This is a genomic window from Micromonospora sp. LH3U1 (assembly GCF_028475105.1).
Classification (GTDB): Bacteria; Actinomycetota; Actinomycetes; order Mycobacteriales; family Micromonosporaceae; genus Micromonospora.
In genome coordinates this window covers 2,933,884-2,948,372 of record NZ_CP116936.1, presented here as the reverse complement: position 1 = coordinate 2,948,372, position 14,489 = coordinate 2,933,884, and the positions used below count along the sequence as shown (strand labels likewise).

18 protein-coding genes are annotated in these 14,489 nt (G+C 67.9%); 6 read left to right on the top strand and 12 right to left on the bottom strand.

Features of this window, described 5'->3' with window-relative positions; genetic code table 11:
- Positions 1-83 precede the first annotated feature (83 nt).
- Genes PCA76_RS13315 through PCA76_RS13290 form a run of 6 tightly spaced genes read right to left on the bottom strand, consistent with a single transcriptional unit; the run spans position 84 to position 2,923 of the window.
- Positions 84-623 (bottom strand): SUKH-4 family immunity protein, encoded by a 540-nt coding sequence (locus tag PCA76_RS13315; RefSeq protein WP_272618058.1) that lies wholly within the window; start codon positions 621-623, stop codon positions 84-86.
- Positions 620-1,162, bottom strand: coding sequence for an SUKH-4 family immunity protein (locus PCA76_RS13310; RefSeq protein WP_272618056.1), 543 nt, complete (start codon positions 1,160-1,162; stop codon positions 620-622). The genes PCA76_RS13315 and PCA76_RS13310 overlap by 4 nt, the downstream gene beginning before the upstream one ends.
- Positions 1,159-1,689: an endonuclease gene (locus PCA76_RS13305; RefSeq protein WP_272618054.1), complete on the bottom strand. Its 531-nt coding sequence runs from the start codon at positions 1,687-1,689 to the stop codon at positions 1,159-1,161. The genes PCA76_RS13310 and PCA76_RS13305 overlap by 4 nt, the downstream gene beginning before the upstream one ends.
- Positions 1,682-2,176, bottom strand: coding sequence for a WXG100-like domain-containing protein (locus tag PCA76_RS13300; protein WP_272618052.1), 495 nt, complete (start codon positions 2,174-2,176; stop codon positions 1,682-1,684). Before PCA76_RS13300 ends, PCA76_RS13305 begins: the two co-directional genes overlap by 8 nt.
- Before the next feature lie 4 nt (positions 2,177-2,180).
- Positions 2,181-2,504, bottom strand: coding sequence for a hypothetical protein (locus tag PCA76_RS13295; RefSeq protein ID WP_272618050.1), 324 nt, complete (start codon positions 2,502-2,504; stop codon positions 2,181-2,183).
- On the bottom strand, positions 2,501-2,923 hold the full coding sequence (locus PCA76_RS13290) for a YbaB/EbfC family nucleoid-associated protein (protein WP_272618048.1): 423 nt from the start codon (positions 2,921-2,923) through the stop codon (positions 2,501-2,503). Before PCA76_RS13290 ends, PCA76_RS13295 begins: the two co-directional genes overlap by 4 nt.
- Positions 2,924-3,163: 240 nt before the next feature.
- Here PCA76_RS13290 and PCA76_RS13285 point away from each other — a divergent pair, with 240 nt between their 5' ends.
- Positions 3,164-4,402 carry an MFS transporter gene (locus tag PCA76_RS13285; RefSeq protein ID WP_272618046.1) on the top strand — a complete coding sequence of 413 codons (1,239 nt, stop codon included), beginning with the start codon at positions 3,164-3,166 and terminating at the stop codon, positions 4,400-4,402.
- Here PCA76_RS13285 and PCA76_RS13280 read toward each other — a convergent pair.
- The 5 genes from PCA76_RS13280 to PCA76_RS13260 form a co-directional block, all read right to left on the bottom strand.
- Positions 4,356-5,474, bottom strand: a complete 1,119-nt coding sequence (locus tag PCA76_RS13280; RefSeq protein WP_272618044.1) for a Gfo/Idh/MocA family protein — start codon at positions 5,472-5,474, stop codon at positions 4,356-4,358. The two genes, PCA76_RS13285 and PCA76_RS13280, sit on opposite strands and share 47 nt — an antisense overlap.
- The gene (locus PCA76_RS13275) at positions 5,444-6,154 is read right to left on the bottom strand and encodes a ThuA domain-containing protein (RefSeq protein ID WP_272618042.1); all 711 of its coding nucleotides are present in this window, start codon (positions 6,152-6,154) and stop codon (positions 5,444-5,446) included. Before PCA76_RS13275 ends, PCA76_RS13280 begins: the two co-directional genes overlap by 31 nt.
- A 407-nt stretch (positions 6,155-6,561) precedes the next feature.
- Entirely contained in the window at positions 6,562-6,996 is a 435-nt protein-coding gene (locus PCA76_RS13270; protein WP_272618039.1) for a glutaredoxin domain-containing protein, read from the bottom strand.
- Positions 6,997-7,199: 203 nt separating this feature from the next.
- Positions 7,200-7,883, bottom strand: coding sequence for an ABC transporter ATP-binding protein (locus PCA76_RS13265; RefSeq protein WP_272618037.1), 684 nt, complete (start codon positions 7,881-7,883; stop codon positions 7,200-7,202).
- A complete protein-coding gene (locus PCA76_RS13260; protein WP_272618035.1) occupies positions 7,880-8,968 on the bottom strand; it encodes an ABC transporter permease in 1,089 nt (362 codons plus the stop codon). Before PCA76_RS13260 ends, PCA76_RS13265 begins: the two co-directional genes overlap by 4 nt.
- A gap of 225 nt (positions 8,969-9,193) precedes the next feature.
- Between PCA76_RS13260 and PCA76_RS13255 the strand changes: the two genes are divergently transcribed.
- The 4 genes from PCA76_RS13255 (at position 9,194) to PCA76_RS13240 (ending at position 12,504) form a co-directional block, all read left to right on the top strand.
- Positions 9,194-10,360 (top strand): sensor histidine kinase, encoded by a 1,167-nt coding sequence (locus tag PCA76_RS13255; protein ID WP_272618033.1) that lies wholly within the window; start codon positions 9,194-9,196, stop codon positions 10,358-10,360.
- Positions 10,357-10,992: a response regulator gene (locus tag PCA76_RS13250; RefSeq protein WP_272618031.1), complete on the top strand. Its 636-nt coding sequence runs from the start codon at positions 10,357-10,359 to the stop codon at positions 10,990-10,992. The genes PCA76_RS13255 and PCA76_RS13250 overlap by 4 nt, the downstream gene beginning before the upstream one ends.
- A 144-nt stretch (positions 10,993-11,136) precedes the next feature.
- Positions 11,137-11,871, top strand: coding sequence for a hypothetical protein (locus PCA76_RS13245; protein WP_272618029.1), 735 nt, complete (start codon positions 11,137-11,139; stop codon positions 11,869-11,871).
- Between the two features lie 123 nt (positions 11,872-11,994).
- The gene (locus PCA76_RS13240) at positions 11,995-12,504 is read left to right on the top strand and encodes a DUF2199 domain-containing protein (RefSeq protein ID WP_272618027.1); all 510 of its coding nucleotides are present in this window, start codon (positions 11,995-11,997) and stop codon (positions 12,502-12,504) included.
- 248 nt (positions 12,505-12,752) lie between these two features.
- On the opposite strand, the gene PCA76_RS13235 is transcribed toward PCA76_RS13240, so the two are convergent.
- Complete coding sequence (locus tag PCA76_RS13235) at positions 12,753-13,112, bottom strand: hypothetical protein (RefSeq protein WP_272618025.1); 360 nt, start codon at positions 13,110-13,112, stop codon at positions 12,753-12,755.
- Positions 13,113-13,877: 765 nt separating this feature from the next.
- Between PCA76_RS13235 and cspE the strand changes: the two genes are divergently transcribed.
- Complete coding sequence (cspE, locus tag PCA76_RS13230) at positions 13,878-14,081, top strand: transcription antiterminator/RNA stability regulator CspE (protein WP_043326981.1); 204 nt, start codon at positions 13,878-13,880, stop codon at positions 14,079-14,081.
- Positions 14,082-14,489 lie beyond the last annotated feature (408 nt).

Sequence of the window (14,489 nt, the reverse complement as noted above, 5' to 3'; positions counted from 1 at the left end):
GACCGACGAGACGTTTCGCGCGTCGTGCTTCGCCGCCTCGAATGCGGGACAGAAGCAGGCGGCCGTACCTCTTGGTGACGAGGCTATCGGCTGGTGGATTCCAGCTGATCGAAGGCCATGCTCCACCAGGACTTCGGGTCGGCGAACGCGGACGAGTCGACGTCCATCAGGTCGGTGCGGATCGCGGCTGCGCGGGCGGCGCGGGCCCGGCCGCCCGGGTCTGTCGCGATGAGCTGCCCGAGCCGGTAGAGGAACTCGACGAACGCGGCGAACGTCGCGTTGACCGTCTCGAAGTTGGGCGTCTCCAGGTCCAGCAACACGACGGATCCGGTCAGCGAGTCGAGGCAGAAAAGCATCTGCGGGTCCTCGGGTGAGCTACCGAGGACGATGTAGATGCGGGGACTCGCGTCGCCGATCTCGATCTTCAACTTGGAGAACAGCTCCATGCCGGAGACGTCGACGTCGACCGTGAACAGGATCGGCACATCGACCGGGATGGCCCCGAACGGCGGGAAGAGCTCCGGCGTCAGCGGGCCGAGGACGTCGTCAAACCGGTCGAGCGGAAAGTAGATCATCCCGTCGGCGCCCCAGAGCGCGGTGAGCTCCTCGTGTGTTGCGGTCAATCGTCCGTCTCCTCGTCCTCGTCGCCGGGCGTGGTCAGATCGTGCTCGTCAAGGAAGCCCCACCACTCGTCGTCGTCGAAGCCGATCTCGCCGTACCCGGCGCCGAAGACGTAGTAGACGAGGAACGAGTCAAGGTCCGGCGCGACGTCGAGGAACAGCTCACGGGTGAACCACTCGTCGGTGGTCTCCGCCGGGAAGTACCAGACCGCGCCGGTGTCGCGCCGGATCAGCAGCGGCTCGTCGTGCAGCGTGCCGATGACCAGCCACTCGGCGGGTTCGTCGGCGACGCCGGTGAACTCGGGCATCTGCTCGATGTAGTACTGAATGTCATCGATGTCCGCGATTGCGGGCAGGTCGAACGCGCCGGCCAGAATACCGTTGGCGGTCTCCAGCAGCTCCCGGACCGGCTGCGGCAGACCGGCGGGAATCTTGTCGGCCGGAGCGCCTTCGTTGATCTGGGCCCAGGCCAGCGTCGCGGGCTGGTCGGCCTCCAAGCCGGTACGCAGCTCAGCGATGAGCTCCCGCAGCTCGGGATTCAATCCACTACCTCTATTCGGATCGGTGTTCCATCGGGCAGGTTCTTGATCTGATGCCAGATTTGCCCGCCGACATCCCAGTTCGTTCTGCCGTGCAGGAGCTTCAGATTACTAACGTCGTCGGCACCGCCGAGCTGCAGCTCCCACACATGGTCGGGCTGCTGCTTGCGGAGCCGGGCGGCGAGGTTGTTCGCCATCTTCTTGTCGTGGGGCCAGTACTTGTCGAAGATCTTCTGCCGGATGCGCTTCTTGTAGTCGGCCGTGATCTTCTTGTCCCGGGCGACCGGGTTCGCCTGCTTGAACAGCTTGCCCTCGTCGCTGAGTTTCTTCAGCGCGTTCATCTTGCGGTCAAACTGGCCGCGCGCGTGGAGCGACTTGCGCTGCACCTTGATAGTGACCTCGGGCAGGTCGTTGTTGCGCACCACCGGCTTGGCGGCGGCTTTCTTCACCGCCGCGCGGACGCCCTTGCCAACCTTCGGCTTGCCCGCGTTGCCTCGTTGTTTCGAGCTCTTCGGCGCCTTGCTACGCATCGAGGAGTTCCTGGATTACCTGGTCGATCAGCAGGCCGACGATTTCCCGCGTGATCATCTGGAAGATCGGAATCTCGGCCAGCGACGCGCCGAACGTGACGACGGCGGTGGCGATCGCCTGCGCCACCTCGAACGCGAGGATCGCCAACTGCACGATCACTTGGATCTTCAGCGCGAGCACGATCGCGGCGGCGATGATCAGGCCGGTGCCGATCAGCATCGCGGCCTGGGAGTAATCCGGCAGCGTGCCGGGACCGCTCTCCGGGTTGGACCACCATTTCTGGAACGCCTGCACCGACTCGCCTTGGTGCTGCGACCAGACCGCAGCCGCAGCCGAGCCGGCCTCTCCGGAGGCGTCGGCGACCGTGCCGGCGAAGTCCAGCCAGGCCTGGCCCATTTCAAACAGCTTTTCCTCATCGCCCTCGGGCCAGGTGTAGCCGATCCAGCTGAGTGCCGTGATCAGCTCACCCGGCAGCTGAAGTCCCATGCCGTCACCCCAGCATTCCCTGGATGTCCCGCAGCGCGTTCGCGGACGCTTCCTCGACCAGCTCGTAGTTTTCGGCCATCTGCGTCAGGTCACTGCCGGCCGATCCGATCTCTTCGGCGGCCACGCCGATGCAGTCCAGGACCCAGGTGGATGCCTCCGTGTACGCGATGCCGATCAGCGAGCCGATGTCGTCGGCGCCCCACGGCTCGCCGTACCCCTGCATCTGCGCCTCGAAGCTCTCCAGCTGGCCGATGAAGCGTTCGGCGGCGCCGATGACCTCGTTGCCGCCGGAACGCAGCAACGCGGGCTCGACCTCGAAGCCGCTCATCGGGCACCTCCCCGGGCCATCCGCTCTTGCGCGTCCGTGAGCGCCTGCAGGAACGCGCCGAGTCGCGGCACGGCCGTGTCACGGACCTGCTCCAGCTGCTCGGTGAGCTGCGAGAGGTCGCCGGACGCCAGCGCGGGGCCGCCGCCGCGCATCGAGTCGATCGCCGCGTTCACGGCCGAGATCACGTGGTCGCAGACCTCGGCCGAGCCGAGCCGCATCATCCGCGGGTCCAGCGTGAGCGACTCCAGCCGGCCATCGGCGCCAAACTCGGCACGGACCTGCCCCTCCGCGGACTCACCGATCCGGCGCAGGCGCGCGGTCTCCTCATCCTCCGGCGCAGCACCGGTGGCGCGCAACGCGCCAACCGTCGCGTCCAGCATGCGAGCGAACTCCCCGCCCGCCGGTCCATTCACCGACATGCGCCCTCCAACGAAGCGTCCGAGTCAATGGAAAGCGTAGTCAGATCCGGCAACGAGTGTGATCCCGCGAGGCAGACGACGAGACAGGTGCCGCGGGCGGTGACTGGCGACCAGGAGCGCCGCTTCGGTGGTCTGCTGCGGCGGGACGGCCGGTGGTTGTGACTTGCCGCTCCCAGGTGCTACTCACCGGCGCGGGGGTCGGGCCCCTCGATTACGGTGACCATGAATGGGGGGTGAGCCATGGCTCCGGAGGTGTCGCCGCGAAGGGCCAGGGCCGTGCTCGTCGCGCTCTCCCTTGCCGCGTTCGCGTTCATCACGACCGAGTTGCTACCCGTCGGTCTGCTGACCCACATCGCACCCGATCTCGATCGGTCGCGCGCGCAGGTGGGTCTGCTGGTCAGCGGGTACGCCGTCGTGGTCGTGCTGGCGTCCGTGCCGCTGGCCCGGCTGACCCAGCTGATACCCCGGCGTCAACTGCTCGGCGTCACGATGCTCCTGTTCGCCGCCGGGAACGCCACAGCCGCGCTCGCGCCGACGTACACCGTGCTGGCCGGATCCCGCGTCGTGACCGCCCTCGCCCAGGCGCTGTTCTGGTCCATCGCCACGGCGACCGTTACCGGGCCCTTCCCGGTCGCGGTGCGCGGCCGGGTGGTGGCGCTGTTCGCGGCCGGGGCAACGCTCGCCCCGGTGCTCGGCGTACCCCTCGGCACCTGGCTCGGGCAGCAGGCCGGTTGGCGCGCCGCGTTCGCGGTGCTCGCCGGGGTCGGTCTGGTGATGGCCGCCGCGGTGTTCGTCCTCCTTCCCTCCTATCCCCCGGCCGCTGGCGGCGCCGCCCGGGGCACCGCACCGGACGGGCGCCGCTTCGCCCTGTTGCTGATCGCGACCGCCTTCGGCATCGGCGGCTTCATGACCCTGCAGACCTACGTCACACCGTTCCTGCTCGACGTCAGCGGCTTCGCCGACGCGGCGCTGGCGCCGCTGCTGTTCGTCTCCGGCGCCGCCGGCGTCATCGGCACCCTGGCCGCGGCCCGGACCCTGGACTCCCAGCCGATCGCGTCCCTGCTGACGCCGCTGAGCATCGGCGCGGCCTCGCTGTTCGGCCTGTACGCGCTCGGCGCGCTCCGGCCCGGCGTGGTGGCACTGCTCGCCGGGTTCGGTCTCGCCTACGCGGCGTTCGGCTCCGCCGTGCAGAGCCGGATGCTGCAACTGGCTCCGGGCAGCACCGACATCGCGTCGGCCGGCGTCAGCACCGCCTTCAACGCCGGCATTGCCGGCGGATCACTGCTCGGCGGCGCCCTCCTGCCCACCTCGGGGGCACGCCCGCTGGCACTCGTCGGCGGGCTGCTGACGTTGGTCGCCCTCGCGCTGCTCGCCGTGGACGCGCGGCGGGGCCGGGCCGTCGAGCCAGCGCCGACCGCCACCCGGCCCCCGTTCAGTGTCCGAATGAGTCGTACGCCTTCCAGTGCTCGACCGGAATGAGCGGAACTGGTGCGGGCCGCTCCACCACCGTCGTCAGCTCGATCCGCCGGCCTTCGGCTGCCGACTGGAGCAGGGTCGTCATCGTTTCGAGTACGTGCAGCGCGACGTCGCCGCCAGCACGCGGCGGACGCTGACCGTCGGCCCTGACAAGGTCGATCAGACCGATGCCTCGGGAACCCTCGGCGTAACCGGCCTGCGGCTCGAGAACGCGCCATTCGGTGCCGCCGAGCGCGAAGAGGCGGACCTCACCGTCGAAGTCGTTCGGGTCGGGTACGGCGAGCGTGCCGGTCTCCCCGTGTACCTCGATCGGTGCGGCCGTCGTCGCGACGCCGTCGAAGCTCGTGGTGATGGTGGAGAGAGCACCGTTGGCGTGCTCGAGCACGCCGGTCACGTGGGTGTCCACCTCCACCGGAATCCGCTGGCCGATGCGCGGGCCCGAGCCGATGACGCGCTCGGCGCGCAGGCGGCTGACGGCTCCGCCCACCGCGCGAACCGGCCCGAGCAGGTGGATGAGCGCCGAGATGTAGTACGGCCCCATGTCCAGCAACGGGCCGCCGCCCGGGGCGTAGTAGAAGTCGGGGTTGGGATGCCAGCGCTCGTGCCCTGGCGTGACCATGACGGCCGACGCGGACAACGGGCGTCCGATGAGCCCGCCGTCGATCGCCGCCCGCGCCGTCTGCGTACCCGTACCCAGGACGGTGTCCGGCGCGCACCCAACGCGGACGCCAGCCGAAGCGGCCCGTTTGATGATCGAGTGGCCGTCCGGGAACGTCACGGCGAGCGGCTTCTCGACATATACGTTCTTGCCCGCGTCGATCGCGCCGAGCGAGATATCGGCGTGCGCCGCAGGGATCGTGAGGTTGAGCACCGTCTGCACGTCTGGGTGGGCGAGCAGGCGCTCGACGCTCAACGCCTCGGCGCCGGGAATCATGGCTGCGACCGCAGCCGACCGGGCGCCGTCGAGGTCGGCCACCGCGGCGATGCTCACCGCCGGGTGGTTGGCGAGTGTGTGCAGGTACGCGCGGGAGATGACCCCGAGACCTACGACGCCGACGCGGTGCGGGTCGCCCACATCATCCCCCTCTCGATGACGGTACGGACGCCTGCGTGCTCCAGCACGTCAAGGCTGTGACCCGGGGTCGTCACGACAATGCGCCCCGCACCCCAGAGTCGGGTCCAGATCGCCGGCGAGGTGACCGGCCGGTGCCATGGATGCCACGGCTGCGTTGGGTGGGTGGTGACGGCCAGTACGTCGATCAGGTCGTCGTGCAGCACCCAGTACTGCTCGGTGACCAGGTCGAAGTCCTCGATTCCCGCGGTGATCGGATGCTCCCGGCCGAGGTCGGTGATGCGCACCGTGTGGGGCAGAAAGTTGTCCTCCGCGCCACCGCGACGCTCGCACGGCTCCTGACCCGGATGGGTCGCGAACTGGCCGCCCACCAGATGCAGGTACTCGGATGACGCGCGGAACGAGTCCACGATACCGCCGTGCCAGCCGGTGAAACCCGTACCGGCGATGACCGCCGCGCTGAGGCCCGCCGACTGGTCCGGGGTGATCTGCGACATCGTCACGCACTGCACGACGAGGTCGGTGTCGGCCATCTCGGCGGCATCGGCGTAGATCTCCGTCGACTCCTCAACCCGTACGGCATAGCCGCTACGTTCGAGGAAGGGGATGAACAACTCCGTCGCCTTGACCGGCTGGTGCCCCTCCCACCCGCCCCGAACCACCAATGCTCTCTGCTGCGCCACCCTCGCTCCCTCCCCCGGTCCGTCGCCACCGGGCTGGCCGCTCCCGCCCCGGCGACGTACCGCCGATGCCCGTGCTTGTCGAGCACCGAAACCGTACTCGTGGTTGCCGCCAGCGCGGGCGTTCGCCGGGTTCCGGGTTCCGCCTTGCCCGGATGGGCAATCGAGTCCACGAACGACACCACCCACTTTGATCGCTCATCCGGCGTTGGTGAGGGAGGAACAAGTCATCGCAAGCCAGGCGTTCCTCGTCACTACCTCCTGGTCTGCTGCGACGTCTGCGCTGGCCCGGTGACGGGTCGGTTTGCTGGCAGTCGTCCAAATGGTGGGTGATCATTGATGCCAGCCACCGAGGCAGGGTTCCTGGGTGATCCGGCCGACGGCCCCATCCCGCCGTCTGACGGGCGTACTCAGGATGAGCGGAGCTGCTCGCGGAGCCAGGCCCGGTCGGGGTTCACGAAAGCCTGACCACGGAGCACGACGGTGGGCACGGTCTCGTTGCCGCCGGCTACCGCCCGGACGGCGGCAGCACCCGCCGGGTCGTGCCAGATGTCCACCCAGTGCGCCCGCCGGGCGAGCCGGCCAAGGGAGAACCGGAGCTGGAGGCAGTAGCGACAGCCGGGGCGCCAGAACACGATCGGCCGGCCGTCCGCCGCGCTGGCCCGCTGCGCTTCGGCGGCGCCCACCGAGCGGGGGAAGGCCCACGGCGACAGCAGCAGTGCCAGCGCCAAGAAGATCAGCAACTCGGCACCGCCGACGGTGGACGGGCCTGCTTCCAACTGCGCCACCGCCACCAGCACACCGCACGCCACCATCAGGATCGTCAGGGTCCACCGTCGCAGCACGCTGGGCACGATACCGCCAGGCACGCGTGTGGCCGTCGTCGCTCGTCACCCCCCGACCCAGAGCTTGTCGGGCAACATCGATCAGATGCCTGGCAATGGCGGTCAGCCGATTCGCGCGGGGATGCTGTGGGGCGGCCAGGTCCGCATCTTGGTGGAGCACGTCTGGGAATTCGGCCGACTGTCGGGCTTTTCCAGAACAGTACCTACTGCATCAGCGTGGGCACTTTGAGTCGGCCGTCGTGAACCTCCGCGATCTGGTCCACTGCGATGAGGCGGGTGTGGTCGTGGGTGACGAGCACGGTAGCGGTGGTCTGTTGATGGGTGAGATGGGCGATCAGGTCGATGATGGCGGCACCTCTTTGGTGGTCGAGGGCGCTGGTGGGTTCGTCGACTAGCAGCACGGTGGGGTCGTTCATCAGCGCACGGGCGATGTTGACGCGCTGGCGCTGGCCGCCGGACAACTGGTGAGGGCGCCGCTCTGCCTGCGCGGCGAGGCCGACGTCGTCGAGCAGTTCCATGGCTCGACTGCGGGCCTTGGCCGGGGATCGTCCGTCGAGCTGTGCCATGACTTGGAGTTGTTCGGCTGCGGTGAGCGACGGCAGCAGGTTGGGCTGCTGGAACACGATGCCGATCTTGTTCCGGCGCAGGGTCGTCAGTTCTCGGCGGTTCAGCCCGGTGGTCGTGGTGCCGTCGATGGTGACGGTGCCGGCGTCGGGGCTGATGAGGGTGGCGGCGACGGCGAGCAGGGTGGACTTTCCGGAGCCGGAGGGGCCGACGACGGCAGTCAGACTGCCCTTGGGCACATTCAGGGTGACGTGGTCCAGGGCAGTCAGACGGGTATCGCCGTCGGGGTAGGTGAGGGTGATGTCGTGCAAGTTAAGGCTCATCGGGCGCTCCCCAGGGCGGTCAGCGGGTCGACGGAGGTGATGCGACGGATAGACAGGGCAGCCCCGAGCGCTCCGAGCGCGATCATCACGGCGGCCGGGACGAGGATGGTGGCGGGAGTGAGGATGAAGGGCACGGCCGCGCCGGCGACGAGGGCGCCGAGGCCGGCCGCGATGCCAGTGCCGAGCAATGTGCCGCCGGTCAGCAGGACGACGGCTTGGCCGAGCGCATCCTTGAGCAGGTTGGTGGTCGAGGCGCCCAAGGCTTTGAGTACGGCGAGGTCGCCGCTGCGCTGAATGGTCCAGACGGTGAAGAAGGCACCGATGACGAGTGCGGAGATCGCGAACAGGAAGCCGCGCATGAGCTGCAGGGAGCCGTTTTCGGAGGTGTAGGAGCCGATCGCGGACAGCGAGTCGGTCTTGGCGACCGTTTTGGTGCCGGTGGCCTTATCGGCGGCCCGAACGTCGGCGTCGGCGTTGGTGGTCAGGGCGATGACGGTGGCGGTGGGACCATTGGGCTTGTCGGTGGGAGGTGCCAGCTTTTGCCACAGGCCCAGGCTGATCCAGACGACGGGGGTGTGGCTGAAGGACGCGTCTCCGTGCACGGCGGCGACGTTCACCTGCTGCCCGCCGAGGGTGAAGGTGTCGCCCATGGCCACATCGAGGTTGTCAGCGGCGGTGGTGGACAGGACTGCCGCGCGTTCGTTGATCTTGCTGCTTGCCGGGACGAGCGTCGAGCCGGGCTGGACGCCGAATGCGGAGACCCCGATGCTCTTGTCGCCGGCGGCGGCCTTGGTGGTGGTGATGCCCAGCGGTTGGGCGTTCTGCACGCCCGGGGTCCGGGCCCACTGCTGCCATTGGTCCTCGGTGACGGTGGAGTTCGAAAACGATAGCTTCTCACCGGCGCCCGTCGCGTTGAAAGCGATCTTGTTGGCCGCCAGGCCGGTGATCGCGGAGATGTTCTGCTGACCGAGGCCGGCGGTCAGCCCGGACAGCAGCCCGACCATCAGGGTGATCAGCACGATGACAGTTCCCATCAGGGCAAAACGCCCTTTGGCGAACTTCAGATCTCTCCAGGCGACGAACACGGCTTTGACCTGCCCTTCATGGGGTGGAAGTGGTAGGTCTCCAGCGTCGCCGCGCACCCTCTGAGTCCGCATCTGGCGCACGACAGCTCCTGGTGGGTCGAAAGGCTGCACGCCGGTTCTAACTTTTGATCGAGGCCGTCCCGGCGGATGACTGCCTAGGCTGGAAGAACTGTGAGGATGACTGATACGGCCTTGACGCCCGCCACCCGCACCCTGACCTGGTGTGTGCACCTGCTGATCGTCGGCCTGCTCGCCCTGACCGCCGGACGGGCGGTAGTTGACAGCCGTCCGCACGCCGGGACGGTCATCGCCGCCGCCGCAGCGTTTGGACTGGTCTACACGGCCGGACCTTTCCTGCACCACATCAGCCGCTCCCGGCGGGCCGCCACGGTATGGCTGACCGCCGTGGTCGCCATGTGGCTGATGCTTCTGATCCTGTCGGCCGACGCGGTGTGGGTGGCCTTCCCTCTCTACTTCCTTGAACTGCACCTGCTGTCACGCCGCAGCGGTCTGGCCGCCGTAGCGATCACCGCGGCGGCGGCCATCGCAGGCTTCGGCGCTCGCCAGAGTTCCGTCAGCCCGGCGATGGCTATCGGCCCGGCACTCGGCGCTGCCGTGTCAATCGCCGTGGTGTGGGGGTACCAGGCCCTGTACCGCGAGAGCGAACACCGCCGGAAGCTGATCGACGAACTCATTGCGGCCCGGACCGACTTGGCCACGGCACAGCACACCGCCGGCGTGCTCGCCGAACGCGAGCGCCTCGCCCGGGAAATCCACGACACCCTCGCTCAAGGGTTATCCAGCATCCAACTGCTGCTGCGCGCCGCTGAACGGGCACTGCCCTCCACACCGCAGAAGGCCACCCGCTACGTCGAGCAGGCCCGCCAGGCCGCCGTTGACAACCTCGCCGAGGCTCGCCGTTTCGTCGCCGCCCTCGCCCCACTTGACCTCGAAGACACGATCTTGGCTGGCGCCCTGGAACGGCTGTGCGCCACCACCAGCGCTCGCCACCGGCTTACCGCACGTTTCCATCTCACCGGCGCTCCCCGGCCGCTGCCAACCGAGCACGAGGCAGCCCTGCTGCGCATCGTCCAGTCCGCCCTCGCGAATACCGTGCGCCACGCCGAGGCAACCACCGCCGACGTCACCCTCAGCTACCTCGGCGACCACGTCGCCGTGGACATCATCGACAACGGGCGCGGCTTCGACCCTCACCGGCTTCCCGCACCCGACGCGCAGAACGGCGGATTCGGGATGCCCGCGATGCGCGCCCGCGTCCTGGCCCTCGGCGGCACCCTTACCGTCGAATCCGCCCCGGGCCGCGGCACCGCCCTGGCCGCCCAGTTGCCCCTTGTCTCCCCCACCGACAACAGCGTCGAGGCAAACTCGTGACCGACAAGCCCATCCGCCTGCTCCTGGCCGACGACCATCCCATAGTTCGGGCCGGGCTGCGCGCAGTACTGGAAACCGAACCCGGCATCACAGTCGTGGCCGAAGCCGCCACCGCCGAGGAAGCCGTGACCCGCGCCGGCCACGGTGACATCGACGTCGTCCTCATGGACCTGCAATTCGGCAAAGGAATGAGCGGCGCTCAGGCCACTGCCGCCATTACCGCCCGTCCCGGCGCACCCCGCGTACTGATCGTCACCACCTACGACACCGACGCTGACGCTCTGCCCGCCATCGAAGCCGGCGCCACCGGCTACCTCCTCAAAGACGCTCCGCCCGAAGACCTCGCCGCCGCCGTACGCACCGCCGCCACCGGCCGCACCACCCTGGCCCCCGCCGTCGCCGACCGGCTCATGAGCCGGCTACGCGACCCCCGCACCGCCCTGACCGGCCGTGAGATCGAAGTCCTCACCCTGGTCGCCGACGGCCTGTCCAACCAGGCGATCGGCTCCCGACTTCACCTCACCGAAGGCACGGTCAAGTCCCATCTCGTCCGCATCTACACCAAGCTCGGCGTCGAGTCCCGCACCGCCGCCGTCGCAACCGCAACCCAGCTCGGCCTCATCCGACGCTGATGTCGCCGGCCGCCGTCTGCTGTGAGGGCTCGGGCCGTGGCTTGACGGTCGCTGTCGACTCGACAGATGACGAAGTCCTCCCTTGCGCGACCGTCAACGCTCCACCGTTGCTTCAAGAGATCACCCTGCGGCACCATGATCGCGATGACTAAGCACCTGGACTGGGTAAACCGCTACGTCACCGGGCAACAGGATCAGGTTTGGCATGAGATGCGGCAGCTCGGCAGCCGCGTCCGTGAACCAGCCTTCGCCCCAGAGGCGCAGGCCGTATGCGACGAGATGGCCCGCCGAGCACGGAGCAATATCGAAACACTGGTCGCGCGCCTACGCGAGCAGGGCTACCGATTCCACGAGAACAACGATGACCAGACTCCGACGGAGCCATACACGCCACCCGATTCCATGGCGGAAGAGCACCTTCACTGGCTGGAACAGCGTCTCGGCCCGCTCCCTATGGTGCTGTCGTCGTGGATCCGCATCGTGGGTGACGTGTGGCTGGTCGGAACGCACCCGCAGTGGCCCAACTCCGCAGCGGCTGACCCGCTCGTGCTGGAGCTGGCGGGTTCCCGCTACCCGGACAGCGACATCCGCGAGTACTTCGCGGACGAGATCGAGGCGTGGCAGGAAGACCAGGGCGAGCTATTCCTACTGCCCGTTGCGCCCGACCACTTCCACAAGGACAACGTCAGCGGTGGTAGCCCCTACGGCATCATCCTTCCCGACGCATCCGCCGACGCGCACGTCGTGGGCGAGGCGGGCATGCCCCTGGTGTCCTACCTGAACTGGGCTTTTCGGCACGGCGGCTTCCCCCGACCCACAACCGACCAAGCGCAGTGGCAAGTCATCCGCCAGCTGAGAATAGGCCTCCACCGCATCTGAGGACGCAGGCGAACACCTCCCGGCTGCAACCGCACCCACCCTTGCCGCTTCGGCGGTGACGTTCTTGGGCGCTGGGAGAGACACCCGCTATCCGGCCCGGTAGAGGGGCTGTACCGTCGCGCCATGATTGATCAAGGGTTCGTTTGCCGCGGCTGCGGCCAGCGCCACGGAGGCCTCCCATTCTCCTACGGGGCCGAAGCGCCGGCGTACTGGCGCGACGATCTCGCCAGCGACGAGCGCAGCATTCTCGAAGACGAGACCTGCGTCATCCAGGCGCAGCACTACTTCATCCGGGCCCGGCTGATCATCCCTGTCCTCGACGGCGAGGACGACTTCGAGTGGGGCGTCTGGGTCTCCCTCAGCAGGGACAGCTTCCGCCGCACGCTGGACCTGTGGACCACCCCCGGCCGGGAGCAGGAACCGGCGTATTTCGGTTGGCTATCGACCGAGCTTCCGGCATACCCCGTGGGAACACTGAACCTCAAGACAGAGGTGCACTCCGAGCCAGTTGGCACTCGCCCACACGTGGTACTCGAACCAACCGACCACCCGCTAGCAGTGGAACAGCACAGCGGCATCACCGTGAAACGAGTACAGGAGATCGCTGAACTGCTCCTGCATCCAAGGGAATAGCTTCCCCGTCCGGGTACCTCCACGCGTCGGCATCGTCAGCGTGATCATGGTCGTAGACCTCAGCCCAGGCGTCGATGCACCTACCGCGCAACACCGACATGGCGCTGAATCCGCTCCTGCCACTGGCACCGGCCATCGTCAGCGCGTGCTTCAGGCCGCGACTGTCTTCGACACCTCTGGCCGCCGGACGACCCGCTCACCGACGAGGTTCTGCGGGAGGTGGAAGCACAACGTGGACGCGGCCGGCGCTACTCCTCCGCCGGCAAGTCGTGAAACCACCGCCGAGATGATGCGGGCACCAGCAACAGACCGACGATGACCGCCGCACCAACCATCTGCAGCAGGCCTGACTCTTCAGCCTTGGTGATCGCGACGACGCCGTACACAACGCTGGCGGCCGCGAAGACGGTGGTCCAAAACCGGGCCCGCCCGCTACCACGCCACAGGCCGTACGCCAACGCCAGGAGAAGAAGCACCCCTATCAACCCGGTGGCCATGGATGGACCAGTCGTAAACATCATCGACGCCGGGAGCGCGGCCGCCACGAGCAGAATCACGGAGGCGGCGGCGACCGGCATAGGAACGCGCCGCTGACTCTGCTCGATCATCGGCTCATGGTAGGCGTCCGGTTGGAGGTTGAGAAGCCCCAAGTTCCGTCAAGCCCTTAACGCGCTAGCCCTGCTAGTGGACCGGGCGAATGAGCCACCAACTGGATCGGCCGACTGCTCGAAGTGATCCGCTCTGAACTCGCAGCCGCCGAGGCCGGGATCCCTCTTCCAACGATTCACGCAAACGGCTCCTCGCAGCCTGCCCACCGTGAACAGCCGAGCGCCGGGAATGTGGTCGGCGGTTTTACGCCACGGCCCGTCGAGGGCGTCGGCAGTGGGCGCGTATCCGGCGGTGGTGACCAGGCGCCGCTTCCCGGGCTCAGGGAGGCTGGATTCCGCCGGCCGACCTCGTTGAGGCAGCCTCCGACCGTCCACCCGCGCCGACGTTCTCCGAGTACGTGCCGGTGGTAGCGGCGGCGGTCAGCGCCGGTACCCGGCGGGCGTACGGCTCGTACTGGAAGCGGGTCTTGGAGCACCGGGGACAGCGGCGACTCGATGAGCCGGCTCCTTCGCGGCCTGCTCAACCATGCCGTGTCCTCCTACACCGCCACGGTGTCCCATCTCGCTCGAGAACGGTCCAGCGTCATGTGCTACGGTAACCGAGTTGCAGTTTTGATTTCCGTAGACGTTTTCCAGCGCCTAATGGGGTATCTGAAACCCATCCAGGCGCTTTTCGTTTTTCGTGTCGTTTCGACGCGGGTTATCAACGCGGCGGCGTAAGGGGTCCGCACAGTGCGGTCTCTAACAGCCTGCGAAGGAGCAGACATGACTACAGGTACCGTGAAGTGGTTCAACGCCGACAAGGGCTTCGGCTTCATCAGCCCGGACGACGGCGGCGCCGACGTCTTCGCCCACTTCTCCGCGATCTCGGCGAGCGGCTTCCGCAGCCTCGACGAGAACCAGAAGGTGGAGTTCGACGTCACCCAGGGCCAGAAGGGCCCGCAGGCGGAGAACATCCGCCCGCTCTGATCCACACTCTGCGAACGGCGGCCCGACTGATTCAGCGGGCCGCCGTTCGGCGTTTCATGCGCTCACCACGGCATCTCAAAATCGTCTGATCGGCAGAAGCCCGGCCATCTCGGTGTAGCGAGTGGGTGGCGCAAACGAGCGCCGCAGCACCGACGCTGGCCTGTGGCCGAAATGGATCGGCTACTCACCCTCGCAGCTGTCTAACCAGACAGCTCAGCGGACCGAGGCGATTTGCGACAGCGATCCTCACAGTCAGCCCAGGATCGCTCGGATGACCGCGGTGTCCCCGTCCAGTTCCAGCAGGTGTACGACCCACCCTCCCGGTTTGGGCTCGGCTCCGGGTTGGTCGCATCCGACTCGCCCGCCGCCGTCGGCGTGTATCGCCACAGTGCACCCGGGGCCTGCCAT